We start from the raw sequence: 26,040 nt of genomic DNA, 5'->3' as shown, positions 1-26,040 counted from the left end.
GTAGGTATTAGGGTTTTGTCGGGTAAGGCCGCAGAACGAAGGGTTGTCGTCCCATGTCCTCATCCAGACCCGCGATCCTCAGCGTCGCAATGCTCGCCGTCGTGGGACTGCTGAGCGCCTGCGGCGCCGCCCCCGCCCCGCGCGCCGCGGCGGCGGACGGCACCCCCGTCCGAGGCGGCACCCTCACCTACCTGGAGCATCAGCCGCCCACCTGCCTGTACCTGCCGGCGGCCGGCTTCTATCCCAACGGCGGCGTCCTCAACCAGCTCACCGACAAGCTCACCTGGCAGAACCCGCAGACCCTCGCGGTCGAGCCGTGGATCGCCACCAAGTGGACGGTCGACGACGACGCCACCGAGTACACCTTCCACCTGCGCGACGGCGTGACCTTCAGCGACGGCAGCCCGCTCGACGCCTCGGCGGTCGCGGCCAACTTCGACGTGTACGGCAAAGGCGACGCCCGGCTGAAACTGCCGCCCGCCGAGTTCGTCAGCAACTACGCGCGCAGCGAGGTCGTGAACCCGCGCACGGTGAAGTTCTTCTTCGACCGGCCCTCGCCCGGCTTCCTCCAGGGCACCTCCGTGATCGGTGCCGGCCTCGTGTCGAAGAAGACGATCGGCCTGCCGTACGAGGAACAGTGCCAGCTCAAGAACGTGATCGGCTCCGGCCCGTTCACCGTCGCGGGCCAGGTCGTGGACAAGGAGATCGACCTGCGCGCACGCGAGGACTACGACTGGGCGCCGCCGTCGTCGCAGCACCAGGGCCGCGCCTACCTCGACCAGATCAAGATCATCGTCACGCCGGAGGACAGCGTCCGCGTCGGCGCCCTCACCAGCGGGCAGGCAGACTACGTCCGCTACGTCCAGGCATATGACGAGCGCACGGTCGCGGCGGCCGGGTTCACCGTACGGGCCGAGCCGACGCGCGGCGTCAACAACGGCCTCTACCTGCGTCCGGACAACGAGCTGCTGAAGGACGCCCGCGTCAGGAAGGCACTGGTCAAGGCCACCGACGCCAAGGAGGTCGTGGACACGCTCTTCACCGCCAACTACCCGCAGGCCACCTCGGTGCTCAGCCACCTGGCCCGAGGCCACGTGGACCTGTCGAAGGACCTCGCCCACGACCCGGCGCAGGCCGCGCGGCTGCTCGACGAGGCCGGCTGGACCAAGGGCGCGGACGGCCTGCGGGCCAAGGACGGCCGGCCGCTGAAACTCGGCGTCTTCGTCTCAGGACCGCAGCCGCTGTCCAAGCAGACGCTGGAACTCGTCGCCCAGCAGTGGGCCAAGCTCGGCGTCACCCTGGAGATCCGCCCCGCCGACGCGGGCACCCAGGCCGTGGACATCAAGGACGCCCAGAAGACCGCCGTCAGCCACAGCATGGTCGGCCGCGCCGACCAGGACGTGATCAAGAGCCAGTTCCACAGCGAGAGCCGCGACGTGCTGCTGTCCACGGACAAGCGCCTCGACACGCTGCTGGAGGAGCAGTCGGCCCTCGCCGACCCCGCCGCGCGCGACGCCAAGGTCGGCGAGATCCAGCGCTACCTGGTCGAGCACGCCTACGCGATCCCGCTGTTCGAGGAGCCCCAGGTGTACGGCATCGCCCCGCACGTGCGCGGCGTCGCGTTCGAGGCGGTGGCCCGGCCCAGCTTCTACTCCGTCTGGCTCGCCAGATGACCGCGCACCTGCTCAGAAGGACGGGGCAGGCGCTGCTCGTCCTCTGGGCCGCCTTCACCGCCGCCTACCTCCTGCTCCAGGCCATGCCGGGCGACGCCGTCCTGATCAAGTTCCAGAACCCGGAACTCGGCCTGTCGCCCGAGCGGATCGCCGAGATCCGCTCCTACTACGACGGCGGCGGCTACCTGCACACGCTCCTCGGCTTCCTCCAGGGCGACTTCGGCTACTCCGTCGAGACCGGGACCCCCGTGCTCGACCGGCTGGCCGAAGGGCTGCCCGCGACCGCCGAACTCGCCGGTGCCGCGTTCGCGCTCGCGGTGCCGCTGGCCGTGCTCATCGCCTTCGCCTCCTGCCACAGCACCCGGCTGCGCGGGCTGCTGCTGGCCGTGCCGTCGCTGATGGTCTCCGTGCCGGTGTTCCTGCTCGGCATCCTGCTCGTCCAGCTCTTCTCCTTCCGGCTCGGCCTGGTGCCTGTCATCGGCGGCAGCCGGGCTCAGCAGCTCGTGCTGCCGGTGCTGACGCTCGCCGTGCCGGTGTCCGCGCCGATCGCCCAGGTGCTGGCCCGCGCCCTGGACCACGCGCTGGCTCAGCCGTACGTGCCGGTCGTGGCCGCCAAGGGCGCCTCGCGCTCGCGGATCCTGTGGCGCCACGCGGCCCGCAACGCGCTGCCGCCCGCGCTCACCGTCGCCGGGCTCACCTTCGGCGAACTCGTCGCCGGATCGGTCGTCACCGAGACGGTCTTCGGCCGCAACGGCGTCGGCCGCCTCACCGAACAGGCCGTCGACAGCCAGGACACCCCGGTGCTCCTCGCCGTCGTCGTGCTCGCCGCCGCCGTCTTCGTGCTCGTCAACCTGCTGGTGGACGTGCTGTTCCCGATCCTCGACCCGAGGCTCGCATGAGGGCGCCGGCCTGGCTGACGCTCGCGCTCGCCGTCCTGTGGGCCCTCGTCCCCGGCCTGTTCACCGGCCACGACCCGCTCAGCGGCGTCCCGGCCGACAAGCTGCTGCCGCCGAGCGCCGAGCACTGGTTCGGCACCGACGCCGTCGGCCGCGACCTGTTCGCCCGCGTGGTCCACGGCGCCGCGCAGTCGCTGTCGGGCGCCGCCGTGGCCGTCGCCGTCGGCCTCGTGCTCGGCACCCTGCTCGGCCTCGCGGCGGGTACGGCCGGCGGCCTGCTCGACGGGCTGGTCATGCGGCTCATGGACGTCCTGCTGGCGGTCCCCGGACTGCTCCTCGCCCTGACCGTGATCGTCCTGCTCGGGCCCGGCACCGTGAACGCCGCCGTCGCGGTCGGCGTCGGCTCCGTCGCCGCCTTCGCCCGGCTCACCAGGGCCGAGGTCGTCCGCGTGCGCGGCAGCGACTACGTCGAGGCCGCCTACGGCAGCGGCGGCACCGTCACCGCCGTCCTGCGGCGGCACGTGCTGCCCAACTCCCTCGGCCCCGTGATCGCCTTGGCCGCCCTCCAGACCGGCGTCGCCGTCCTCGCCCTGTCCACCCTCGGGTTCCTCGGCTACGGCGCCGAGCCGCCCACCCCCGAATGGGGCCTGCTGATCGCCGAGGGCCGCGACTACCTGGCCACCTCCTGGTGGCTGACCACGCTGCCGGGCGTCGTCGTGGTCGCCGTGGTCCTGGCCGCCGGGCGCCTGTCGAAGGAGCTGCGATGACCCTGCTCGACGTCAGGGACCTGCGGGTCCGCCACGGCCGCAAGGAGGTCGTCAAGGGCGTCTCCTTCACCGTCGAGGAGGGCGAGTGCGTCGCCGTCGTCGGCGAGTCCGGCTCGGGCAAGACCACCACGGCCGGCGCGCTGCTCGGTCTGCACCCACCGGCCGGCGGCCGGGTCCTGCTGCACGGCACCGACATCGCCCGCTGGTCGCAGCGCCGCCTGCGCGCCGTCAGAGGCACCGGCATCGGACTGGTCCCCCAGGACCCCGGCGCCTCGCTCGACCCGGTCATGCGCGTCGGCCACCAGATCGGCGAGACCCTCGCCATCCACCGGGCAGGCGACCGCGCCGCGATCCGCCGCCGCGTGCTCGACCTGCTCGACCGCGTCGGACTCGACGACCCGGCCCGCCGCGCGAGGCAGTACCCGCACGAGTTGTCCGGCGGCATGCGCCAGCGGGTGCTGATCGCCGCCGCCGTCGCGCTGCGGCCCAGCCTGCTCATCGCGGACGAGCCCACCAGCGCGCTCGACGCCACCGTGCAGCGCCGCGTCCTCGACCTCCTCGACGACCTCAGGCACGAGTACGGCACCGCCGTCCTGCTCGTCACCCACGACCTCGGCGTTGCGGCGGCCCGCTCCGACCGGCTGGTCGTCATGCGCGACGGCCGGATCGAGGAGAGCGGCGGCACCCCCGAGATCCTCGCCGCACCGGCCGCCGAGTACACCCGGCGGCTGCTGGCCGACGCGCCCGCCCTCCGCGCCGGCGACTTCCGCGAGCCGCCCGTGAGCGGACCCGCCGTCGTCGTGGCCGACCTGGTCAAGCGGTTCGGGGACCATACGGCCGTCGCCGGGGTGTCCTTCGAGGTCCCGAGAGGAGGCACGCACGCGCTGGTGGGGGAGTCCGGCTCCGGCAAGACCACCACGGCCAGGATCGTCGCCGGGTTCACCCGGCCGACCTCGGGCGCGGTCACGCTGCCCAGGGCGCCGCAGGAGCGGGCCTTTCGCAGGCACGTGCAACTCGTCCACCAGAACCCGTACGGCTCGCTCGACCCCCGCCAGAGCGTGGCCGCGATCGTCGAGGAGCCGCTGCGCAACTTCCGCCTCGGCGACCGGGCCGCCCGCAGGCGCCGCGTGAAGGAACTGCTCGACCGGGTAGCACTCCCTGCGGAGCTGCTGGAGCGCAGGCCGAGGGAACTGTCCGGCGGGCAGCGGCAGCGGGTGGCCATCGCCCGCGCGCTGGCCGTCGAACCCGAGGTGATCGTGCTCGACGAGGCCGTGTCCGCGCTGGACGTCACCGTGCAGGCGCGCATCCTCGACCTGCTGGAGGAGCTCCAGCGCGAACTCGGCCTGACCTATCTGTTCATCTCGCACGACCTCGCGGTGGTGCGCCGGATCTCGCACACCGTTTCCGTCATGAGCAAGGGACGCATCGTGGAATCAGGAACGACCAGACAGATCTTCGACAGCCCTCGGCACGCCTACACCCGCGAGCTGCTCGACGCGGTGCCGGAGCCCGCCCGATGACCCGCCTCGGCTTCTTCACCCGGCTGCTCGACGACGCGCCGCCCGCCGAGCGCTACCGCCTGGCCACCGAGCAGATCACGCACGCCGAACGCCTCGGTTTCGACACCGCCTGGGTCGCCCAGCACCACTTCGACGGCGCGGAGGGCGGCCTGCCCGCACCGCTGGTCTTCCTCGCCCACGCCGCCGCCCGCACCGAGCGCATCCGGCTCGGCACCGGCATCATCACCCTCCCGCTGGAGCAGCCGGTACGGGTCGCGGAGGACACCGCCGTACTCGACCTGCTGTCCGGCGGCCGGCTGGAGGTCGGCGTGGCGGGCGGCGGCACCCCGTCGGCGTTCACCGCCTTCGGCAAGGACCCCGCCGAGCGCGCCGCCGTCTACGCCGAGCACCTGGACGTGCTGCTGCGCGCCTGGTCGGGCGAGGACCTCGGCGGCGGCAAGCGGCTCTACCCGCCCGCGCCCCGGCTCACCGGCGCGCTGTGGGAGGCCACGTTCTCCGCGAGCGGCGGCGCACGGGCGGGCCGTGCCGGGCACGGGCTGATGCTCTCGCGCACCCAGCCGCGCCCGGACGGCGCCCCGCACCTGTCGCTGGCCGACCTCCAGCGGCCGATCGTGGAGGCCTACCTCGCCCACCTGCCCGACGGGGTCGCGCCGCGCATCATGGCCTCGCGCACCGCGTTCGTGGCCGACACCAGGAAGGAGGCGCTGCGCTGGGCCGCCGCCGGCCTGTCCAGGCCCGGCCTGCCGCAGCCCGACGGCGGCGGCGTGGACGAGCTGATCGCCGCATGGGACGCCCACGTCGGCACCCCGGAGGACGTCGCCGCCGGGCTGCGCGCGGACCCCACCCTCGAACACGTCACCGACCTGGTCTTCCAGGTCCACTCCATCGACCCGCCGCACGAACTCGTGCTGCGCTCAGCCGAACTGCTGGCCACCGAGGTGGCCCCCGCCCTGGACATCGCCCCCGCGAAGGGATCCGCCCTGTGACCGCCGACCTGATCGACCGCCTGGCCGGAATCCGGCCCGGCTCCCGCCTCGACACCCTGCGCGGCCGCCGCCCCGACACCCGCGAGCACGCTCAGCACGCCTACGAGGCGCTGTTCTGCCCCGACGTCGAGGACGACGTCACCATCGTCGAACGCGACGCCGTCGCCGCCTTCGTCACCGGACTGCACGGCGAGAGCGCCGTCGCCGCCCACTACGCGGAAAGACTCGGCGAACTCGCGCCCGACCTGCTGGCCAGAGTGCGGCAGGAGATCGACGCCGGCCGCACCAGAGGACCCTACGGCGCCTACAGCGACCCGGAACTCGCCGGTGAGAGCACCGTCGGGCCCTCCCACGTCTCCAAGCTCGACGGACGGCTGGCCGCCGCCTTCCAGCACGCCCACCTGCTGGTGTTCCGTCCCCGCGAGGCCCAGCGGGAGGACCTTCGCGCCCTGCTCGACGCGGGCTGGAGCGCCACCGCCGCGATCACGCTGTCGCAGCTCGTCTCGTTCCTGTCCTTCCAGGTCCGCGTCGTCGCGGGGCTGCGTCTGCTCGGAGGCACCGCGTGAAGTTCACCCTCGACCGCCTGTCCTGGACGCCCTGGCTGGAGCCGCCGGAGGAGGACGCGCTGACCGACGAGCAGCTCGACGCGCTCGTGGACCGGGCGCGGGCGGCTTCGCCGTACTTCCGGCTGCTGGCCCGCGACCCGCACGTCCTGCACGCGCGGACCATGACCGACAACGACATCTTCTACAACGCCGACGGCGGGTTGCCTCGCGCCGAGCGCGAACTGGCGGCGACCGCGACCTCGCGGCACAACGGGTGTGTCTTCTGCGCCTCCGTCCACGCCCGCTTCGCCGCCCACTACGGCAAGCGGCCGGAGGACGTGCGGCGCCTGCTGGACGACGGCGTGGACGCGCCCCAGGACGAGCGCTGGCGGGCGATCGTCGACGCCGCCGTGGCGCTGACCGCGACCCCGTCCGCGCTCGACGCCGAGCACCTGGCCGCGCTGCGCCGCGCCGGGCTGGACGACCTGGCCATCGCGGACGTGATCCACTCGGCCGCCTTCTTCAACTGGGCCAACCGGCTCATGCTGTCGCTGGGAGAACCGGAGTGAGCGCCCTCGACCACCTCGTCTACGCCGTCCCCGACCTGCTCAAGGGGGTGGCCGACCTCGTCGAGCGGACCGGGGTCGCGCCCGTGCCCGGCGGCGCGCACCCCGGCGGCACCGCCAACTACCTGCTCGGCCTGGGGGAGGGCGCCTACCTGGAGGTCATCGGCCCCGACCCGGACGCCGGGGGTGAGCGTCCGCGCGCCTTCGGGCTCGAAACGCTCACCGCGCCCGCGCTGGCCGCCTGGGCGGTTCGCACCGGCGACCTCGACCAGGCGGTACGGCGGGCACGGGCGGCCGGGTACGACCCGGGTCCGGCCGAGCCGCTGTCGCGCCGCAGACCCGACGGGACCCTGCTGGAGTGGCGGCTGACCCGCCGCGAGGACCCGGCGGCCGTGCGGCCGGTGCCGTTCCTCATCGACTGGGGCACCACCGCGCACCCGGCGGACTCCGGCCTGCCGGAACTGTCCCTCGTCTCCTTCACCGCCACCCACCCCGACCCCGGCGCGCTCCGCCGCGACCTCGCGACCGTGGGCGCCACCGCCCTCACCGTGGCGCGCGGTGACACCGTGGCGCTGCGTGCCGTCCTCGCCACCCCGCGCGGCGAGGTGGTGCTGGAGTAGAGGTTCTTCTACCCCGGTCCGGTGAAAAGCTCCATGGCCGCCGCGCCCGGCGGCCGTGAAGATCGGGACATGGACGAATCCCAGGAGATCGCCCGCGTCAAGCGGCAGCTCAGGCAGACCCGCATCCTCATCGGCGGCATGTTCGCCGTCGTGGTCACCGGCGGGGTGATCTTGGCCACCGGCGGCACCGCCGTCGCGGGCGGCGACGGCAAGGCCCGCTTCGAGGAGATCGACGTACAACGGATCAACGTTCTGGAGGCGGACGGCAAGCCACGGATGGTCCTCGCCAACAAGGCGAAGTCACCCGGTGTGATCATCGACGGGCAGGACCTGGGCAACGCAGGGCAGCGGGCGGGCATCGCCTTCTACAACGGCGAGGGCGACGAGGCCGGCGGCCTGGGCACCGACAGCGGTGTCGTGGACGGCACGAAGCAGGCGCACGGGATGCTCGCCTTCGACCAGCACAAACAGGACCAGACCCTGGTACTGCAATACGCCCAGAACGGCACCGCCCGAAGCGTCGGGCTGCGGGTCCAGGATCGGCCGGAGGCCGGGATGACCGAGTACGTGCGCGAGTGGAAGCGGATCGAGCAGATGCCGCCGGGGCCGGAGAAGGACGCCGCCATCGCCGACCTCAAGAAGCGCTACCCGAGCCCGCAGCGCGTCTTCATCGGCAAGGAGCCGGACAAGGCCTCGGCCGTCACCCTCGCCGACGGCAAGGGCATCCCCCGCATCGTGCTCCGGGTGGGCGCGAACGGCGATCCGCGCATCCAGTTCATGGACGCCGACGGCAAGGTGACCCGTACGATCAAGGGCTGATGAACGCCTGGCAGACGATCACGAGCGACCCACTGCGGTTCCTCGTCTCCGCGTGGCCGTGGCGGGCACTGCTCTACCTGCTGACCGGCCTGCCGGGCGGTCTGGCCTGGATCGTGATCGTCGTGAACGGGCGGCAGGCCGGGATGGTCACCGCGAGCGCCGTCCTGCTGGTCGCCGCCTGTGTGCTGAGCCGTCCCATCGCCGCACTGGAACGGCGGCGGCTGCGCTTGGTCGACCCGGAGGGGCTGCCCCCGCCGCCCGCCCGTGCGGGGCTCGCGAGCCCCGCCACCTGGCGTGAGATCGGCCACGCGCTGCTGTGGGCGACGCTGCTTCCCACCGCCAACGGCACGATCTTCGTGCTGGTGGGGCTCACGGTCCACTCCTACGTCCTGGCGCTGCCCGCCGTGTTGTCACCCCTGTTCGTCGTGGCGACCGCCGCCGGGTGCGCCTACCTGTTCACCGTGCTCGCCGTGGCGCAGGCGGCGCTGGCCCGCAGCCTGCTGGCGGCACCGGAGGAGGAGAGCCTGGTCGAGCTGACCCGCTCGCGGGCCCGCCTGGTGGACGCCTTCCAGGCCGAGCGGCGGCGCATCGAGCGCGACCTGCACGACGGGGCGCAGCACCGGCTCACCGCCGTACTCATGCACCTCGGTCTCGCCCGGCTGGACGTCGAGGAGGACCCCGTGCGCACGGCACAGGCCATCGGCCTCGCCTACGAGCACGTCCAGGCCGCCCAGGAGGAGCTGCGCCGCGTCATCAGGGGCATCCACCCGTCGGCGCTCACCGACCGGGGGTTGTGCGCCGCGCTCACCGACCTGGCCCGCCACTGTCCCCTGCCGGTGGTCCTCGATCTCGACGTGCCGCGCCGCCCGTCCGCCGGGGTGGAGGCCGCGGCGTACTTCTGCGTCGCCGAGAGTCTCACCAACGCGGTCAGGCACAGCGGCGCCGGGCGGGTCACGATCACCGCCCGTGAGTCCGGCGGGCTGCTCGTCGTCGAGGTGGGCGACGACGGCGTCGGCGGCGCCGACCCGGCGGCGGGCAGCGGCCTGGCCGGGCTGGCCGACCGGCTCGCGGTGTTCGACGGCACGTTGTCGTTCAGCAGTCCGAGAGGAGGCCCGACGGTGGTCAGGGTGGAGTTGCCGTGCGCGTGATGATCGCCGAGGACTCCGTCCTGCTGCGGGAGGGCCTCACCGGGATCTTCACCCGGTTCGGCCTGGAGGTGACGGCCGCCGTCGGCAGCGCCGTCGAACTGCTGCGCGCGGTCGCCGAGGACGTGCCGGACGTCGTCGTGGTGGACGTGCGCATGCCGCCGGACTTCACCGACGAGGGCCTGCGGGCCGCGATCCGGCTGCGCGGCGAGCATCCCCGGCTCGGGGTCGTGGTGCTGTCGCAGTTCGTCGAGGCCGCCGCGGCGGGCGAACTGCTGGAAGCGGGGGTACGCGGCGTCGGCTACCTGCTCAAGGACCGCGTCGGCGCCGTGTCCGGGTTCGTCGAGTCGGTGCGCGCGGTGGCCGGCGGCGCCACGGTCATCGACCCGGACGTGGTGCACCAGCTCCTGGTCCACCGCCGCGCCCACGACCCCCTCGACGTGCTGTCGCCGCGTGAGCGTGAGGTGCTGACGCTGATCGCCGAGGGCAGGTCCAACGGCGCCATCGCCGGGCGCCTGTACGTCTCGGAGGCGGCCGTGGCCAAACACGTTACCGGCGTGTACACCAAGCTCGGACTCGGCCCCGACCCCGGCGACCACCGCAGGGTGCTGGCCGCTCTGACGTACCTGCGTTCACGGTGATATCCCGATCTGGCGTGAAGTATGGTGACCAGTCGTGACCGAACTCAAGATTCAGGTGCGAGAGCTGCGCATCCAGGGCAAGTCCCCGAAGGAGATCGCCCGTGCGCTCGGCGTCAAGCCGTCGGTGGTCGCACCCCTGGTCCGCGAGATCGCGGCAGAGACCGCCACGACCGCCGAGCCCGAGCTGATCGGCTGCTGGATCAGCACCGGCTGGAGCGCCGGCCTGTCCTTCGACCCCGCCCACGGCTGGCACGACGAGGGGGCGGGACAGTCGGTCATGCCCGGCTGGGTCAGCGTGCTCGTCGCCCGCAGGCACGGCCGCGACCGCGCGTCCATCGCCGGGTTCCTCGCCGACGTCCACTGCCTCGGCGTCAAGTTCACGCACGGCCCCGAGGTCATGGACGAGGTGCAGTTGCGCAGCGCCCGCGACTTCGTCTTCAGCGACTACCCCGGCTACCAGGAAGCGCCCATCGAGCTGGCCAGGCAACTCGTGTGGGGCTCCACCGCGTACGCCGAGAGCCTCGGCTTCGAGGCCCACACCGACCTGCCCGAGCTCGCGGGTCACCTCGGCGCCCTGGAGGGGCCGTCGGTGATCACGTTCGGCCGCGACGGCAGGCCGTTCTACACACCGAGCCCGCAGGACGACGCCGACAAGGTCGTCAGGAGGCTCCGGTCGAGGGTCGGCGACGACTTCGGCTACGTCGTCCTCGACGCCGGATAACGCATCAGAGGGGTTTCTGCGGTGAGAAGCGGCGCAGGTCGGCACGGGCGGGCAGGGCCTGCCACTCGCTGGCGGCCGTCGTGGCGGCGGCGGCCAGGTGCGTGGCCCGCCGCAGGCGCTCGGACGGCGTGAGGCCGTCCAGGGCGCCCGAGATGTAGCCCGCGCAGAACGCCTCCTCCGCCCCGGCCACGTCCACCACCGGCACCTGCACCATGGGCACGTCGTAGCGGATGCGGTCGGCGCGGACGCTGGCGCCCTTCGCCCCCCTGTTGACCACGACCTCGCGCTCGCCCGTGAGCGCGGGCTTGACCAGGTCGAGTTCGTCCTGGTTGACGAACAACAGGTGGGAGGCGAGCGCGAACTCGCCGAGCACCTTCTCCGCCTCGCGGACCGAGGCCCAGAGCTCCGGCCGGTACGTCACGGAGAAGGACACCATCACCTCGGCGTTCCTGGCCGCCGTGACCGCCGCCCGCATCGCCTCCAGCACCTCGGGTCCGAGCGCCGCCGACAGCCCGGTCAGGTGGAGCATGCGGGCGGCGCCGATCCGGTCGATCGGCACGTGCCCCGGCGTGAGCCGGGAGCCCGCCGAGCCCGCGTGGTAGTAGGACGTCAGCACCGGGTAGCCGACCCGCGACTCCTTGACCAGCAGGCCCGTGATCGCGTGCTCGTCCACGCGCAGGTCGGCGATGTCCACGCCCTCGCCGCGCAGCACCGACAGGATGCGCGAGCCCAGTTCGTCGGCGCCGACCTTGCCGAGGTAGGCGACCGAGTGACCGAGCCTGGCCAGCCCGACGGCCAGGGTGAACTCCGGTCCGCACACGTCGAGCCTGGCCTCGCTGTCATGGCGGATCCGGCCGCTGGCGACCACGCCCAGCGCCGCGCCGAGTGTGTAGACGTCGGTCATGGGGCCTGACTGTATCCGGCCTGCGCGATAATTCGGATTTTTCGCCGTCTCTGCAGGTCAGCTCCATGATCAAATAATTTTCGCGATTTTAGTCAACCTTTTCCCGATCCTGAGCCTCAAAGTAGTAGAGCGGATCGGCAATCCCGAGTCGATCCCGCGATACGGGGAGAGGACTCAGCACCCTCATGAAGAAGATCGCACTTGGGCTGGTCGCGGCCACCGTCGGCGGCGCCATGCTCCTTTCCGGCGGTTCGGCTCTGGCGCAGCAGCGCACGTCCAGCGTCGAGATCAAGGACATCACCCCCAACCCGGTCAGCGTCAAGCAGGGCGGGGAGACCACGGCCTACTTCAAGGTCGGGGCCAGCAGCGACGTCGACAAGGTGACCCTGCGGGTGCGCCTGGACGGCCAGTTCAGGACGCTCAGCGAGAAGACCGTCAGCGACCGCAACTGGCGCTTCTCCGTCGACTTCAACGACAGCGACGAGGGCCGGTGGACCGCCATCGCCGAGGCCTTCAAGGACGGCAAGAAGGTCGCCGAGGACACCGCGGCGTTCGCCGTCGAGGTCGAGGACGCCGGCAAGGCCGACACCCGGATCACGCGCTTCACCGCGGACCCGTACAAGGTCCGCAAGGGCAAGTCGATCCACATCTCCGGCCGCCTCCAGGCCGACGAGGACGGCTGGGAGGGCGCCAGCGGCGAGAAGGTGGGCATCTACTACCGCGCCAACGGCAACAGCGGCTGGAAGCACATCGGCACCACCACCACCAAGTGGGGCGGCAAGTTCAACGCGAGCACCCGCGCCTGGAAGTCCGGCAGCTTCAAGGCCGTCTTCGAGGGCACGGACGAGCTGAACGGCTCCGAGAGCGGCTCCGACTACGTCCGCGTGTACAAGCGCTGGCACTGACACATCACCAGGTAGCGCCCGGTCCCCGCACCTCGGGGGCCGGGCGCCGCTTCTTTTGCGGCTGTTCTGAGCGGGTAGCGCTCAGGGTATGGACCTGCTGAAACGCTACGACCCGTTCGACATCTTCGACTTCGAGGCGGCCCGGCTCGACAGCTTCTTCGCCGGGCTCGACGCCGAGGGGTGGGCCCGGCCGTCCCGGTGCGAGGGGTGGACGGTGCGCGACGTGCTCGGGCACCTGGCGGGCGAGGAGATGTACAACCACGCCGCCCTCGACGGCACCGTGAAGCAGCTCATGGGCCGGATGAGCAGCGAGGGCATCACCGGGTTCAACGAGTTCAACGAGTGGTGTGTGGCCGGGCGGCGCGGTCTGCCCGTCGAGGAGGTCCTCGCCGAGTGGCGGGAGAAGAACGCGCAGACGCGGGCCCGCATGCGCGGGCGCGGGCGCGACGGCACCCTGGACACGATGGTGGGCGACTACCCCGTGGGGGCGCAGGCGTTCCACTACGACTCCGAGTACGCCACCCACGCCGACGACGTCGGTGCCCCGGTCTCCGGCGAGGAGCGGGCGGCCCGCGACGCGTGGCGGGTGGCCGTGGGCCGCTTCGCGCTGGCCGAGCAGGAGGCCGAGGTCGAGATCGAGCAGACGGCCGACCAGGTCAGGGTACGAACGGACGGCGCCTCCGCCGACCTGTCGTACCCGGAGTTCGTGGCGGCGACGGTGGGCAGGGCGGGCGACGCGCTCGACCCGCGCCTGGCCGCCGCGCTGCGCTGCCTGGCCTGACGGGGTCGCCTGGTCTGAAGCCGGGTCGCCCGGCCTGAATGGGGGGAGGCGGTCATGGGGCGACGGGACCGTGAGGGCAGCGAGCCACTGAACGCCCGCAGCCCGGTGCGCGCCCGGCGGATCATGTCGGTGATCGCGCTGGTCGTCTTCACCGCGCTGGGGGTGTTCTTCGTCGTGCGGGCCACGGCGACGGGGCAGCCGGTGTGGAGCGTGGAGGCCGTCATCGCCGGTGTCGCCGCCGTCGTCGCGCTGATCGACCTCGTCGTCCTGCGGGGCCGCTGCTGACCGGCTACCCGCCGTAGCGGCGCTTGAAGCGCTCGACCCGGCCCGCGGTGTCGAGGACCCGGCCCCGGCCGGTGTAGAAGGGGTGGCTCGCCGACGAGACGTCCACGTCCACGACCGGGTAGGTGCGGCCGTCGGTCCACACCACGGTCTTGTCGCTGGTCAGCGTTGAACGCGTCAGGAACGCGTAGTCCGCGCTCGGGTCGCGGAAGACGACGGGGCGGTACTCGGGGTGCAGGTTCTTCCTCATGGCCCCTGCAACCGAGGCGCAATGGTTTTCATTCCCGAATGGGTCGGGCTTCCGGATCGAGGCCGAGCACCGTGCGGCCGCCGTCCACGGGGACCGTCGCGCCGTTCACGAACGAGGCGGCCGGTGAGAGCAGGAACACCACCACCGCCGCGATCTCTTCCGCCCTGGCCACGCGGCCGAGCGGGTGCAGGCGGGCCATCTCGGCCTCGACCTGGGGGGTGACGGTCTCGGTGTACCTGCCGGTCGCGACGGAGCCGGGGGCGACGGTGTTCACCCTGATCCCTCTGGTGCCGTACTCCACGGCCAGAGACCTGGTCAGGCCCTCGACGGCGGCCTTGGCCGTCGCATAGGGCAGCGCGCCGGGTACCGCGCGGGCGGCCTGGTGGGAGGTGAGGTTCACGACGGCTCCGGCCGTACCGGCCGCGAGAAAGGCCCTGACCGCGACGCCGCAGCCGACGACGGCGAGGTCGAGGTTGGCGGCGATCAACCGCCGCACCTCCGCGAGCGGGGCGTCATGCACGGAGGCGTCGCTATCGCCTGGCCGATCCCCTTTCCTCCTCCGGTGACTACATGGGAAGAACTCATGAGGTGATGCATATCACCGTATAAGTGCATTTGTGGTTGGGAAGGGCTTCTGGTGTGATCGTTAGGGTCCGTCCGGGGTGTGTTCCGGAGGTTCCGGGCGGGCGGCGGATGGTCCTGGCGCTGGCGATCACACAAACTGCCGGATACGGCGTGCTTTATTACGCTTTTTCGGTGTTTATTACCCCGATGGCCCGGGAGCTCCGTACCGGGGTTCCGCAGGTCACCGGGGCGATCACCCTCGCCGTTCTCGTGTCCGGACTGGTCGCGCCGCTCATCGGCGGCAGACTCGACCGGCGCGGCGGGCGCGGGCTGATGACCGCGGGCTCCGCCCTGGGCGCCACGGCCGTACTGGCCTGGTCCCAGGTCCAGGATCTCGTCCAGCTGTACATCGTGTGCGCGGTGCTCGGGGTCGCGTCCGCGATGACGTTGTACGAGGCGGCGTTCGCGGTCATCGTGGCCTGGTTCGACGGTGCGCGACGGCCGCGCGCGCTGCTCGCCGTCACCATCGTGGCCGGATTCGCCTCCACGGTCTTCCTGCCGCTCACCGGGTTCCTCGTCGAGCGGTACGGCTGGCGGGCCGCGCTGGTGGTCCTGGCCGTGCTCTACGGGGCGGTGACCGTACCGCTGCACTGGTCGGCCGTGCGCGGGAGCGGCACCGGCGGGCGGCCCGCCGCCTCGCGGGCGGCGGTGCGCGCGGCGCTGGGCGAGCGGCCGTTCTGGCTGCTCGTGCTGGCCTTCCTCACCCAGACCGGCGCCGTCGCCGTCATGGGCGTGCTCCTCGTCACCTACCTGATCGGGCTCGGGCACCCGCCGGTCTTCGCCGCCGCCGTCGCCGGGCTGCTCGGCGTGCTGTCCGTGACCGGCCGCGTCGTCACGACCGGGCTGCAGAGCAGATTCCCTGTCGCGCTGGTCGCGGCGGCCGTCTTCGCCCTCCAGGGGCTCGCCGCCGTCCTGCTGCCGCTGGTCGGGCGCGGCCAGTGGGGCGCCGTGAGCGCGGTGGTCCTGTTCGGGCTGGGGTTCGGCGTGGCCACGATCGCGCGGCCCGCGCTGCTCGCCGAGAGGTACGGCACCGCCGCCTTCGCCGCCGTCAGCGGCGCGCTCACGCTGCCCGTCACGGTGTCCAAGGCGCTCGCCCCGCCCGCCGCGGCCCTCCTCGGATTCCCGCTCGCCATGGGCGCCGTCGCGCTCTGCTGCCTGGCCGGGGCCGCCGCGCTGGTCGCCTACGATCGCCGTGGGCGAACTCGCGGTCCAGCCTGACCGACCCACATAAGGTAGCCGCATGGATACGCCCCTCGACGCCCTCCGCCGTGTCTTCGGCTACGACTCCTTCCGGCCCGGCCAGCAGGAGATCATCGAACATGTGGTGGCGGGCGGCGACGCGCTCGTCCTCATGCCGACCGGCGGCGGCAAGTCGCTGTGCTACCAGATCCCCGCCCTGGTGCGTCCGGGCACCGGCGTGGTCGTCTCGCCGCTCATCGCGCTCATGCAGGACCAGGTCGACGCGCTGACCGCCCTGGGGGTCAACGCCGGATTCCTCAACTCCACACAGGACTTCGGCGAGCGCCAGCGCGTCGAGGCGGCCTTCCTGGCGGGCGAGCTCGACCTGCTCTACCTCGCGCCCGAGCGGCTGCGCGTCGAGGCCACCCTCCGCCTGCTCGAAAAGGGCGACATCGCGCTGTTCGCCATCGACGAGGCCCACTGCGTCTCCCAATGGGGCCACGACTTCCGCCCCGACTACCTGGGCCTGTCCGAGCTGCGCGAGCGCTGGCCCGAAGTGCCGCGCATCGCCCTCACCGCCACGGCCACACCCGACACCCACGCCGAGATCTCCACCCGCCTCGGCCTCGACCGGGCCCGCCACTTCGTCGCCAGCTTCGACCGGCCCAACATCCAGTACCGCATCACCCCCAAGAGCGAGCCCAAGAAGCAACTGCTCGACTTCCTGCGCACCGAACACGCGGGCGACGCCGGAATCGTCTACTGCCTGTCGCGGTCCTCGGCGGAGAAGACCGCCGAGTTCCTTTCCGAGCACGGCATCCCCGCGTTGCCCTACCACGCCGGGCTCGACACCCGCACCCGCGCCCTCCACCAGTCCCGCTTCCTGCGCGAGGAGGGCATGGTCGTGGTCGCCACGATCGCCTTCGGCATGGGCATCGACAAACCGGACGTCCGCTTCGTCGCCCACCTCGACCTGCCCAAGTCCGTCGAGGGCTACTACCAGGAGACCGGCCGCGCAGGCCGCGACGGCCAGTCCGCCACCGCCTGGATGGCCTACGGCCTGCAAGACGTGGTCCAGCACCGGCGGCTGGCCCTCGAAGGCGACGAGATCCACCGCCGCCGCCAGTCCCTGCACCTCGACGCCATGCTCGCGCTCTGCGAAAGCGTCACCTGCCGCCGCGCCATCCTGCTCGACTACTTCGGCGAGCGCGCCGAGGGCTCCTGCGGCAACTGCGACACCTGCCTCGCCCCGCCCGAGACGTGGGACGGCACGGTCGCCGCCCAGAAGGTGCTGTCCACGGTGGTGCGCCTCGACCGCGAGCGCAGGCAGAAGTTCGGCGTTGGCCAGGTGGTCGACATCCTGCTGGGCAAGAAGACCGCCAAGGTCGAGCAGTTCTCCCACGACTCGCTGTCCGTCTTCGGCATCGGCACCGAACTGACGGCCGCCGAATGGCACAGCGCCGTCCGCCAGCTCCTGGCCAGAGGACTGCTCGCGGTCGAGCCGCAGTATGGCGCGCTGGTCCTCACCGACGCCAGCGCCGAGGTGCTGCGCGGTCAGGAGAAGGTGCCGCTGCGGCGCGACCTGAAGCCGCGCACCTCGCGCTCCTCCTCGACGGCCAAGTCCGCCCGCCCGGCGGCCGAACTGCCGCCCGAGGCGGCCCCGGTCTTCGAGCGGCTGCGCGCCTGGCGCGGCGCCACCGCCAAGGAACTGGGCGTTCCCGCCTACGTCATCTTCCACGACGCCACCCTGCGCGAGATCGCCACCCACCGGCCCACCAGCCTGTCGGCCCTCAGCGCGATCAGCGGCGTGGGCGACTCCAAACTCGCCAAATACGGCGACCAGCTCCTCGAAGTCCTCGGCACAGAGGGCGGCGATCAGCTCCTCGAAGTCCTCGGCACGGAGAACGGCGATCAGCTTCTCGATGTCCTCGACACGGAGGAGCGCTAGATGACGCGGCTGCCCGCCTTCGACCCCGCCCGCCTCGGCCCCGAGGCCCGCGCCGTCCACCGGCGCATCACCGCCGGGCCGCGAGGGGCGTCCGCCGTTGACGCCGACGGGCGGCTGGTCGGGCCGTTCAACGCGATGCTGCTCAGCCCCGCGCTGGGCGGTCCGCTGCAGGAGCTCGGCGCCGCCGTCCGCTACGGATCACGGCTGAGCGACCGGTGCCGCGAGATCGCCGTCCTCACCGTCGCCGACCACCAGGCCAGCGCCTTCGAGTGGGCGACCCACGAGGCCGTCGCCCGCTCCCACGGCATCACCGACGCCGAACTGGCCGCCCTCCGCTCCGGTGAGTCACCGTTCGACGACCCGCAGGAGGCCGCCGTGCTGCGCGTGGCGCGGGCGCTGACCCGCAGGGGCGACCTCGACGACGACGAGTACGGGCTGCTCGACCCCGACCTCGTCTTCGAGCTCACCACCCTGGTCGGCTACTACACCACGCTCGCCCTCCAACTACGGGTTTTCCGTGTCTGAGGCACACCGGGTCGCGGGTGCACGGCTGCGGTTCGAAGGTCTCGGGCCGCAGCTTCGTGGTCACTTGCAGGGGTCGGTGTTGCTGTCGATGACCTTGTCCTTCATCGAGTCCGGGATCGTCGACAGCACCCGCACCCCCGGCCAGTCGGTGCCGATGACGAGCTGCACCAGCGGGGTCTTCAACGTAGCGGGCGCCTTCTTGTAGACCTCGCGGGTCTGCGGCCTGACCATCCCGGCCACCGGGGTGCGCTTGTCCTTCGACAACCGGGCGGACACCGCGTCGGCGTACGGCGCGGCGTCCGCCCGCTTCTTGCCGTACCGGATCGAGGTCTCGGCCGTGGTCGGCACGTTGCCCGTCTCGACCACCACGAAGCCCTGTGCGGTCAGTTCCTCGGCGATCCGGCCCGCCCGGCCGCTCTCGCCGGTGCCGTTCAGCACCTGGACCCGCACCTGGTCGCGGGCGATCTTCGGCGCCGCGCTGGCGCCGGTGGTGGCCGGCGGCGTGACCTCGACGTCGTTCACGATCCGCTGGAAGAAGTCCTTGGCGTCCGGCTCCTTGAACTGCACCAGCGCTTCTGGTTTGGGGGGGTATGCCTCGACCGGCACGGTGGTGCCCTTCAGCTCCTTGGCGGTCAGGCCGCTGACGCTGTTGGCGATCTCCAGCATCCGTTCGAACGTCAGCTCGCTGTCGACCGTCACCGCCTTCGTGGCCGCACGCAGGAACCCGTCGAGCCGCACGGGGTTGGTGAGCAGGCCGCCGCTGGTCGCCTTCGCCATCACCTGGTTGAGGAAGATCTGCTGGCGCTCGATGCGGCCGAGGTCGCTGCCGTTGCCGAGTTGCTTCCTCGTGCGCACGTACCCGAGAGCCTGCTCGCCCTTCACGACGTGCTTGCCCGCGCCGAGCACCAGCTTCGCCAACGGGTCGTTGACCGGCTTGGGCAGGCAGATCTCGATGCCGTCCAGCGCGTCGACGATGGCCTTGAAGCCGCTGAAATCGACCTTGATGAAATGGTCGAGGTGAATGCCGGTCAGCGACTCGATCGTCCGCATCGTGCAGTCGATGCCGCCTTCGTTGAAGGCCGAGTTGATCGCCCTGACCCCGGCGGGGACCGTGCCGCACTGCGGGATCAGCACCATCGAGTCACGCGGAAAGCTGACCATGGTGGCGTTGTCGCGGTTGGGGGAGATGTGCAGGACCATCATGGTGTCGGTCCGCTCGCTCAGGTCGGTGGTCGTGGCGCCGTACTTCTTGTTGGCGCCCTTACGGGAGTCCGAGCCGATCAGCAGGATGTTGAGCGCGCCCGTCTCCTTCGGGCGGGGGCCCAGGTTGCCGACCACCACCCGTTCGATACCGCTGTCGATACTCCGGTAGTAGACATATCCGCCGATGGAGCCCAGGGCCACCAGGCCCACCAGACCGACGGCCACCCACTGCCAGACAAGCAGATGTTTCATCACCGTTGTTTCCGTTCAGGCTGATTGGCGGACGACCAGCTCCGTGGGGAGGATCACCGGGTCCGCAGTGCCGTTCTCGTAGAGGCCGAGCAGCAGCCGCACCATGGCCGAACTCTGCTCGAAGATCGGATGCCGCACCGTGGTGAGCGGCGGTTCGGTGTACTCGGCGGCCTCGATGTCGTCGAAGCCGATCACCGCGACGTCGTCGGGGACCCGCCGTCCCGACTGGCGCAGCGACCGCAGCGCACCCATGGCCATCAGGTCGTTGGCGGCGAAGACCGCGTCCAGCCCCGGATCGGCGGCCAGCAACCGCCGCATCGCCGTCGCGCCGGATTCACGGGTGAAGTCGCCGACCGCCACCGACGGGCGGCCGTCTCCGTCACGCAACGCGTTCCGGTAACCCGCCAGACGGTCCTGGCCGCCGACCATGTCCTGCGGACCGGCGATCGTGGCGATCCGGCGCCGTCCCGCGCCCAGCAGGTGCCGCACCGCCGCCTCGGCGCCGCCGACGTTGTCGTTGTCGACGTACGGGAGGTTCGCCGGGACGGGCGGGCGACCGTACGAGACCACGGGGACGCGCAGCCGGGACAGCGCGGTCGGCAACGGGTCGGCGCCGTGCATGGAGATCAGCATGACGCCGTCCACATGACCGCCCGCGATGTAGCGCTCGACCCGCGCGTGGCTGCGCGCGGATCCGGCCAGCATCAGCACCACCTGCCGGTCCGCCGCCTCCAACGCCATGCTCGCGGTACGGATCACCGTGGAGAACAGCGGGTCGTCGGAGAAGACGCGGGTGGGCGATTCGGAGACGACGAGGGCGATCGAGTCGGTTCGCTGGGTGACGAGACTGCGGGCGGCCGGGTTGGGAACGTACCCGAGGTCGTCTATGGCGCGTAAGACGGTGTCGCGGATTTTCGGCGCCACCGTCGTCTGCCCGTTGACGACCCTGGAGACGGTGGCGCGGGAAACACCCGCATACGCGGCGACCGCCTCCAGAGTGGGACGTTTCATCACGAGAGGAATCTACAGGTCAAATGAGAAGTTGATCTCTGGATGGGCGGGGTGGTGCAGGGGAACAGGGCGCTGTGCCGATGCCGCTGCGAACAGTTCCACCATACGTTTATGCAGGTCGTCTGGGTATCGGCAGGCGGGATGGGGGTGGGTTGCATGGGCGCGATCGACAATATTGAGACATTCGGTGATCACCCCCCGTCGGTCACTGCGCTGCGCGCGGACCCGGCTTCAGCGACCGACCACCCAAGTCGAGTCTCTGGATAAGGTCGGTCGTCAGGGGTTGGGGACGACTACCTGGGGACGGGGGCGGTCGTCAGGGGTTGAGGACCCGGCCGACCATCCGGGCGTACATCCGCCCCGGGCTCGGCGCCACCGTCAGAAACCCCGGCAGAATCGGCAGATCAACAGCGAGCGGGGCCAACCGCTTGTACATCTCCACCGCATCGGGCGGCCGATGCTCCGGCCGTTTCTCCAGCAGCGCCCGCAACAACCCGGCCAGCTCCGCAGGCAGGCCGGGTATCGTCGGCGGCTCCTCCTTGACCTGCTTCTCGAAGACCACGTAGTCGGTCGGCCCGGTGAACAACTGTCGGCCGGTCAGCATCTCGTGCAGCACGCACCCCAGCGAGTAGAGATCACTACGCGGATCCGCCAGCCCTCGCTGTATCTGCTCAGGAGCCATGTACGCGGGCGTGCCCAGAATCTGGCCGATCCTGGTGAACTGCGTGACATCGGCATCGCGCAACATCGCCAGCCCGAAATCCAGCACCTTCACACTGCCGTCGGGGCAGAGCATGAGATTGGTCGGCTTGAGATCGCGGTGGCAGATGCCGACCTCGTGGGCGGCCGACAGCACCGCCGCCGCCTGCGCCGTGATCGCCGCCGCCCACGGCACCGGCAGCGGCCCGTGCTCGCTCACCACGTCGGCCACCGTGACGCCCTCGATGAACTGCATCACCTGGAACAGCCGGTGCTCATGCGTACCGAAGTCATAGAGCACGGGCGCCCCCGGATGCTCCAGCCGGGCCAGAATCCGCGCCTCGCGGACGAACCTGCGCTCCAACTCCTCATCCGGCGAGCCGAGCCCGCGCAGATGCAGAAGTTTCACCGCCACCCTGCGGTCGAGGTGCCGATCGTGCCCGCCGTAGACGGCGCCCATGCCGCCCTGGCCGAGCGGGAGGTCTTCGAGCTCGTATCGGTCGCCGATGACCATTCGCCCCTCCCAGCAGCTCTTCCGGAAAAACTACACCGTTCGTGTGACTGGTGATCACCCTCCAGAAGCGCTCCTCCTGTGCACACCACCCTTCACCACACCTAAGGGGGTCTGCCACTTTCACCTCTTTTACGGACAGACCTTCTAGCTCTTTCCACCCCATCCATAACCATCGATCACCTGCACCCCGCCCAAGCCGGGCACCGCTCAGAACCTCGGCACCGCACCGGCGACGACGACACCTGGCGGGAGCGACTCACCGAACGCACGGACGGCCGCTCCCTCCTGCGAAACGCGTGGTGACCCGAGCCGGACGGTGGCTTCCGCCGAGTCAGCGGCCCGATCAGCACGGCCCGGCCTGTCGTGCCGGGTCAGGAATCCTCCGTCGCGTCCTGACCGTCGATCGGGCGTAGATGACCGTCGATCAGGCCGTCGAGCCCGAGTTGGATCAAGGTCTGCCCGAGCACCGTGGTCTCCCGGAGCGCATCCTCCATCGCCGCCAGTTGCCGGAACGCCGCGCCGTACACCCTCTGCTCCTTCAACGGGATGCGCGGCAGTCGCGTGCGGCGCGCGTCGAAGCGGCTGGACCCCGTCGTCGTCCGCCCCCCGGCGCCTCGCAGAAAACCGGCCAGGAAATGCGGATCGACCCGCCGCGCATCCACCCGGTACAAGGTCAGATGCGGCCCCAGCACCCCGGCCGACCCGGACATCACCCGAATGCTGGAGTACGAGGCCACCACGTCACCGGCCTCCACCCGCACCAGCCCTTTGGTCCGGGCGGTCCGCGCCGACGGCCGCGCGCCCGAGGCCACGTCCTCGGCCGTCAGCACCGGCAGCTCACCTCCGGAGACCGCCATCTTGGGCGGCGCCTGCAGCGCCGTCACCAGACCCTCTTTGATCAAATCGCCGAGCGTGGTGACAGGCAGGTCCGGCGGCCGCTCCAGAACCTGCAGATCCGGCGGTACGGCAGACGCCGCCAGGAACCGCTCCCGCGCCTCCACGAACGCCCGCCCGAGATCCTGGCTGCGACGATGGCGCGCAGGCGTCATGTCGATCTCGTCGGCGAACAGGTCGATGATGCGTACCGCCTGCTCCGACGTCCCCGCGAGATGCGCCCGCCAGGCGGGCTCGACGATCGACAGGTCCTCGCTCGCGTCCAGGATCAGCACGTCGGCGGGTGGCCGTTCACCCGCCACGGGGCGGCGCAGCAACCACAGATCGGACCCCGGCAACGCGATCACCGCGCGAAGCGCACCGGCGCGCAGCAGATTGGCCCTGATCCGACGCCCCGGCTTCCGGCTGGCGGCGGCCGGGGGCATCAGCACGGCCACCATGCCTCCAGGCCGCGCGTGGGTGAGACAGTGCTGAACCCAGGCCAGTTCGGACTCCCCTCGCGGCGGCAGCCCGTACTCCCACCGCGGGTCGCCCGTCAGCTCCTCGTATCCCCAGGCCCGCTCGTTGAACGGCGGATCACACACGACCGCGTCCACCTTGGTTCCGGCGAACCCGTCCTGCCGCATGGAGTCGCCGCTGGCTATGACGGCCTTGACCCCGCGAATCCGCAACCGCGCCGCGGCGATCAGCGCTGACGACTCACTGAGATCCTGCCCCAGCACCCGCACACCCGCATGCCACCTGCCCGCACCAACACGATCCGTCGCATCACCCACCCCCAACCCGACCCCCGACCTCGAAGGGTCTCCCGATTCCGAGGGGTTCCCCGGTCCCGAAGGGTCTGCTGACCCCGTAGGGTCTCCCGACTCCGAAGGGTCTCCCGACCCACCCCCCGCAGCCTTCCCCCAGCCGCCGACACCACCAGATCTGCCATCCGGGCCGACCCCGGTGTCCGTATCCCCGCCCACACCTGTTCCTGCGGCCACATCGGCTCCCGCACCCGTAGGCGCACTTCCCTCGACACTGCCGCCCGCGCCTGCGGTCGTCCTTGTGTGTCCGCCCGCCCTTGTGCTCCCGCCCGTGCCTAGGCCCCCGTGCGTGCCCGTGCCCATGCCTGAACTCGCGTCGACTGCTGACGAGGCCGCGTCTCTGTCTCCTGTGTCTCCGCCCGTGCGAGTGTCGTCTCCAGCGTGCGCGTGCGGCTTGTCGCCGGCATGCGCATTCGGCGCGGCACTCGCGCCTGGACCTGAGCCGATGTCGGCGTTCGAGCCGGTCGTGCCATGTCCTGCACCGACCTGCTCATACCCGGCAGTACCTCGCCCGCCGCCCTGGCCATCGCCGTTGACCGCACCGGCGGCGCTGTCCGCGTCACCGCTCGCAGCGTGGCCGGGAGCGATCCGCGACGTGACGGCATCCTTCGAACCGCCACCTCCACTCAGGCCGAGAGCTCCCGAGCCTGCCCCTCCGCGAGAACTGCCGTCTTCACCAGCTCCATGGAGTCGACCGGCTTCGTGATCCCGCCGTGGATCCGGTGACCCGCTGCCCTCACCGGGCCGATAACGGCCCTGTGCGTCCGCGCTCTCATCGGCTCGTGCGCCACCCGCATGCACGTCGCCTGCCGTCCCCGTGGCATCGCCAAGGGCGGCGCGGCCACTTGCGCCGGCTCCATCACCCTCCGCACCGTCGGGGACAGGCGGTGAGGAGGCTTCATCATCTGCCTCCGCACCGCTGGAGACAGGCGGTGAGGTCGTCGCGTCGTGGTGGAGGTCGTCATGTGCGTGTGCCCTGGCGCTCGCGAGAAGGAGCGTTCCCACCCCACAGGCAGGATCGAGGACGGTCCCCCCGTTCGGCACAGCGAGGCGCACCATCAACTCCGCGACATCGGAACGCGTCACCGAGAGCTGCCTGGAGTGGGCCTCCAGATAGCGCTCACACAGGAAGTCGTACGCCGCGGCGGCGCCGTCCTTGTCGGCCCACTCGACGATCATCTCCGCCAGAGAGGCTTCCAGCAGGCTCTCCCCGGACCTGACAGCGTCCCGCAGCCCCGCACCCGAACCGACCGCGGCCCCCACAGGACCGACACGCACGCCGGTGACCACACTGGCAGCAGCTGCGGCGAACAGCACGTCAACGGACGCCTCGGCCGCCGATCCCCCTGCGAGCGGTACGGCGACGACCGGCGGCCCCGCCGCGCCTGCCTGGCCAACTGATCCGTTCTGACCTGTCGTGTCCGTCTGGTCGGGCTTTCCACCCTGACCCGCTACATCCGTCCGGTCGCGCCTTACATCGTGGCCCGCCACGTCTGCCCGGCCAGGCTCGCCGCCTCGACCCGCCATGTCCGTCTCATCTGGTCCGCCGCTCGGGCTCGCGCCGCCGCTCTGGCTCGCGACACTGCCCTGGCTCGTGGCGCCGTCCTGGTTTGCGACGCCGCCCTGGCTCGCGCCGCCGCTCGGGCTCGTGGCGCCGCCTTGGCCCACGCCGTCGCTTGGGCTTGCGACGTCGTCCTGGCTTGGGGTGTCGATATGGTCCGGTGTGTCCGTCGCGTCGTCCTGGCCTGGGGTGTCCGTCTGCTCTGCGGTGCCGGATCGCTTCGGCGTACCCCTTCGGAGTGCCACGCTCGCGTCGGCCTGGTCTGCCGTACTCGCATTCCGACCGGTCTCCGGGTCGCCGGATCCGTGTTCGGTCGTCTGGGGCCGAGAGCCCTTCTCGGTGCCCGCGCCGGACGGGACCGATCCATGGACGTCCCCGGCGCCCTTCCCCGAAACCACGCCGTCGGCCGCCACCACAGGATGGACGGCCTGGCCGGGCGGCGAGTCATGCGCAGGGGACGGCGACGTCTCAGCGGGTGTCGACGTCTCGGACGCCTGCTGTTCCGGTGGCAGCGCCGTACCGCCGAGGTGACGGGCCGAGCCAGGGTCGGCGGGTGGGGACCCGCCGGGTCGAGGCGTGTCGTCTCCTGCGGAGCGCAGGGCGAGACCAGGTGCATCGGGGACGGCCTGCCGAGGAGCGGGGAGCCTGCTGGAAAGGAGGGCGCCGGCCTCGGCCACGAGGTCGCCCAGACGCAAATCTCCGGCCGCCTTCAGGCGTTGCCACACCCGGTCGGCGAGTGACACCTGGTAGGACTTCCCGTAGCGTCGCAGCCAGTCTTCGACCTCGTGAAGGAGGAAGAG

26 protein-coding genes are annotated in these 26,040 nt (G+C 71.4%); 19 read left to right on the top strand and 7 right to left on the bottom strand.

Annotated elements, in window-relative coordinates; translation table 11 throughout:
- Positions 1 to 53: 53 nt before the first annotated feature.
- From ABD120_RS28335 to ABD120_RS28280, 12 genes are all read left to right on the top strand, one after another.
- Positions 54 to 1,673 (top strand): TIGR04028 family ABC transporter substrate-binding protein, encoded by a 1,620-nt coding sequence (locus tag ABD120_RS28335; protein WP_343953177.1) that lies wholly within the window; start codon positions 54 to 56, stop codon positions 1,671 to 1,673.
- Positions 1,670 to 2,572: an ABC transporter permease gene (locus ABD120_RS28330; RefSeq protein WP_343953176.1), complete on the top strand. Its 903-nt coding sequence runs from the start codon at positions 1,670 to 1,672 to the stop codon at positions 2,570 to 2,572. The genes ABD120_RS28335 and ABD120_RS28330 overlap by 4 nt, the downstream gene beginning before the upstream one ends.
- On the top strand, positions 2,569 to 3,336 hold the full coding sequence (locus tag ABD120_RS28325; RefSeq protein ID WP_343953175.1) for an ABC transporter permease: 768 nt from the start codon (positions 2,569 to 2,571) through the stop codon (positions 3,334 to 3,336). The genes ABD120_RS28330 and ABD120_RS28325 overlap by 4 nt, the downstream gene beginning before the upstream one ends.
- On the top strand, positions 3,333 to 4,856 hold the full coding sequence (locus ABD120_RS28320) for a dipeptide ABC transporter ATP-binding protein (RefSeq protein WP_343953174.1): 1,524 nt from the start codon (positions 3,333 to 3,335) through the stop codon (positions 4,854 to 4,856). The genes ABD120_RS28325 and ABD120_RS28320 overlap by 4 nt, the downstream gene beginning before the upstream one ends.
- Positions 4,853 to 5,842 carry a putative FMN-dependent luciferase-like monooxygenase gene (locus ABD120_RS28315; protein WP_343953173.1) on the top strand — a complete coding sequence of 330 codons (990 nt, stop codon included), beginning with the start codon at positions 4,853 to 4,855 and terminating at the stop codon, positions 5,840 to 5,842. Before ABD120_RS28320 ends, ABD120_RS28315 begins: the two co-directional genes overlap by 4 nt.
- Positions 5,839 to 6,408 carry a CMD domain protein gene (locus ABD120_RS28310; protein WP_343953172.1) on the top strand — a complete coding sequence of 190 codons (570 nt, stop codon included), beginning with the start codon at positions 5,839 to 5,841 and terminating at the stop codon, positions 6,406 to 6,408. Before ABD120_RS28315 ends, ABD120_RS28310 begins: the two co-directional genes overlap by 4 nt.
- Positions 6,405 to 6,956, top strand: coding sequence for an alkylhydroperoxidase domain protein (locus ABD120_RS28305; RefSeq protein WP_343953171.1), 552 nt, complete (start codon positions 6,405 to 6,407; stop codon positions 6,954 to 6,956). The genes ABD120_RS28310 and ABD120_RS28305 overlap by 4 nt, the downstream gene beginning before the upstream one ends.
- A complete protein-coding gene (locus tag ABD120_RS28300; protein WP_343953170.1) occupies positions 6,953 to 7,573 on the top strand; it encodes a VOC family protein in 621 nt (206 codons plus the stop codon). Before ABD120_RS28305 ends, ABD120_RS28300 begins: the two co-directional genes overlap by 4 nt.
- Positions 7,574 to 7,642: 69 nt before the next feature.
- Positions 7,643 to 8,392, top strand: a complete 750-nt coding sequence (locus ABD120_RS28295; protein ID WP_343953169.1) for a hypothetical protein — start codon at positions 7,643 to 7,645, stop codon at positions 8,390 to 8,392.
- Entirely contained in the window at positions 8,392 to 9,540 is a 1,149-nt protein-coding gene (locus ABD120_RS28290; RefSeq protein ID WP_343953168.1) for a sensor histidine kinase, read from the top strand. The genes ABD120_RS28295 and ABD120_RS28290 overlap by 1 nt, the downstream gene beginning before the upstream one ends.
- Positions 9,540 to 10,178, top strand: a complete 639-nt coding sequence (locus ABD120_RS28285) for a response regulator transcription factor (protein ID WP_343953245.1) — start codon at positions 9,540 to 9,542, stop codon at positions 10,176 to 10,178. Before ABD120_RS28290 ends, ABD120_RS28285 begins: the two co-directional genes overlap by 1 nt.
- A 34-nt stretch (positions 10,179 to 10,212) precedes the next feature.
- Complete coding sequence (locus ABD120_RS28280; protein WP_343953167.1) at positions 10,213 to 10,899, top strand: helix-turn-helix domain-containing protein; 687 nt, start codon at positions 10,213 to 10,215, stop codon at positions 10,897 to 10,899.
- Positions 10,900 to 10,903: 4 nt separating this feature from the next.
- Here the strand turns inward: ABD120_RS28280 and ABD120_RS28275 are convergent, their stop codons facing one another.
- The gene (locus ABD120_RS28275; RefSeq protein WP_343953166.1) at positions 10,904 to 11,803 is read right to left on the bottom strand and encodes a sugar kinase; all 900 of its coding nucleotides are present in this window, start codon (positions 11,801 to 11,803) and stop codon (positions 10,904 to 10,906) included.
- Between the two features lie 185 nt (positions 11,804 to 11,988).
- On the opposite strand from ABD120_RS28275, the gene ABD120_RS28270 reads away from it, so the two are divergent.
- The 3 genes from ABD120_RS28270 (at position 11,989) to ABD120_RS28260 (ending at position 13,774) form a co-directional block, all read left to right on the top strand.
- The gene (locus tag ABD120_RS28270; RefSeq protein WP_343953165.1) at positions 11,989 to 12,708 is read left to right on the top strand and encodes a hypothetical protein; all 720 of its coding nucleotides are present in this window, start codon (positions 11,989 to 11,991) and stop codon (positions 12,706 to 12,708) included.
- Positions 12,709 to 12,796: 88 nt separating this feature from the next.
- Positions 12,797 to 13,489 (top strand): maleylpyruvate isomerase family mycothiol-dependent enzyme, encoded by a 693-nt coding sequence (locus ABD120_RS28265; protein ID WP_343953164.1) that lies wholly within the window; start codon positions 12,797 to 12,799, stop codon positions 13,487 to 13,489.
- 54 nt (positions 13,490 to 13,543) lie between these two features.
- Positions 13,544 to 13,774: a DUF6343 family protein gene (locus ABD120_RS28260; RefSeq protein WP_343953163.1), complete on the top strand. Its 231-nt coding sequence runs from the start codon at positions 13,544 to 13,546 to the stop codon at positions 13,772 to 13,774.
- A 4-nt stretch (positions 13,775 to 13,778) separates the two neighbouring features.
- Here ABD120_RS28260 and ABD120_RS28255 read toward each other — a convergent pair whose 3' ends face one another.
- Both ABD120_RS28255 and ABD120_RS28250 read right to left on the bottom strand, forming a co-directional pair.
- Positions 13,779 to 14,021 carry a type B 50S ribosomal protein L31 gene (locus ABD120_RS28255; protein ID WP_343953162.1) on the bottom strand — a complete coding sequence of 81 codons (243 nt, stop codon included), beginning with the start codon at positions 14,019 to 14,021 and terminating at the stop codon, positions 13,779 to 13,781.
- A gap of 28 nt (positions 14,022 to 14,049) precedes the next feature.
- Positions 14,050 to 14,541: an SDR family NAD(P)-dependent oxidoreductase gene (locus ABD120_RS28250; protein WP_343953161.1), complete on the bottom strand. Its 492-nt coding sequence runs from the start codon at positions 14,539 to 14,541 to the stop codon at positions 14,050 to 14,052.
- A 173-nt stretch (positions 14,542 to 14,714) separates the two neighbouring features.
- On the opposite strand from ABD120_RS28250, the gene ABD120_RS28245 reads away from it, so the two are divergent.
- From ABD120_RS28245 to ABD120_RS28235, 3 genes are read left to right on the top strand one after another with little or no spacing between them, the layout of a single operon-like run.
- Positions 14,715 to 15,863, top strand: a complete 1,149-nt coding sequence (locus tag ABD120_RS28245; protein WP_343953160.1) for an MFS transporter — start codon at positions 14,715 to 14,717, stop codon at positions 15,861 to 15,863.
- A 22-nt stretch (positions 15,864 to 15,885) separates the two neighbouring features.
- Positions 15,886 to 17,772, top strand: coding sequence for a DNA helicase RecQ (gene recQ / locus ABD120_RS28240; RefSeq protein WP_343953159.1), 1,887 nt, complete (start codon positions 15,886 to 15,888; stop codon positions 17,770 to 17,772).
- Positions 17,773 to 18,297 carry a carboxymuconolactone decarboxylase family protein gene (locus tag ABD120_RS28235; protein WP_343953158.1) on the top strand — a complete coding sequence of 175 codons (525 nt, stop codon included), beginning with the start codon at positions 17,773 to 17,775 and terminating at the stop codon, positions 18,295 to 18,297. It begins immediately after the preceding gene.
- Between the two features lie 60 nt (positions 18,298 to 18,357).
- On the opposite strand, the gene ABD120_RS28230 is transcribed toward ABD120_RS28235, so the two are convergent.
- From ABD120_RS28230 to ABD120_RS28215, 4 genes are all read right to left on the bottom strand, one after another.
- Positions 18,358 to 19,752: an LCP family protein gene (locus tag ABD120_RS28230; RefSeq protein ID WP_343953157.1), complete on the bottom strand. Its 1,395-nt coding sequence runs from the start codon at positions 19,750 to 19,752 to the stop codon at positions 18,358 to 18,360.
- A gap of 15 nt (positions 19,753 to 19,767) precedes the next feature.
- The gene (locus tag ABD120_RS28225; RefSeq protein ID WP_343953156.1) at positions 19,768 to 20,763 is read right to left on the bottom strand and encodes a LacI family DNA-binding transcriptional regulator; all 996 of its coding nucleotides are present in this window, start codon (positions 20,761 to 20,763) and stop codon (positions 19,768 to 19,770) included.
- A 316-nt stretch (positions 20,764 to 21,079) separates the two neighbouring features.
- Positions 21,080 to 21,976 (bottom strand): serine/threonine-protein kinase, encoded by an 897-nt coding sequence (locus ABD120_RS28220; RefSeq protein ID WP_343953155.1) that lies wholly within the window; start codon positions 21,974 to 21,976, stop codon positions 21,080 to 21,082.
- A 371-nt stretch (positions 21,977 to 22,347) separates the two neighbouring features.
- Positions 22,348 to 23,598, bottom strand: coding sequence for an N-6 DNA methylase (locus tag ABD120_RS28215; protein WP_343953244.1), 1,251 nt, complete (start codon positions 23,596 to 23,598; stop codon positions 22,348 to 22,350).
- A gap of 2,007 nt (positions 23,599 to 25,605) precedes the next feature.
- On the opposite strand from ABD120_RS28215, the gene ABD120_RS28210 reads away from it, so the two are divergent.
- Positions 25,606 to 25,980: a hypothetical protein gene (locus ABD120_RS28210; RefSeq protein ID WP_343953251.1), complete on the top strand. Its 375-nt coding sequence runs from the start codon at positions 25,606 to 25,608 to the stop codon at positions 25,978 to 25,980.
- Positions 25,981 to 26,040 lie beyond the last annotated feature (60 nt).

Origin of the sequence: Nonomuraea longicatena (genome assembly GCF_039525605.1) — a bacterium.
In the GTDB taxonomy this organism is placed as follows: Bacteria; Actinomycetota; Actinomycetes; order Streptosporangiales; family Streptosporangiaceae; genus Nonomuraea; species Nonomuraea longicatena.
The sequence above is the reverse complement of the archived record's forward strand: the minus strand, read 5'-3'. Positions and strand labels throughout refer to the sequence as shown.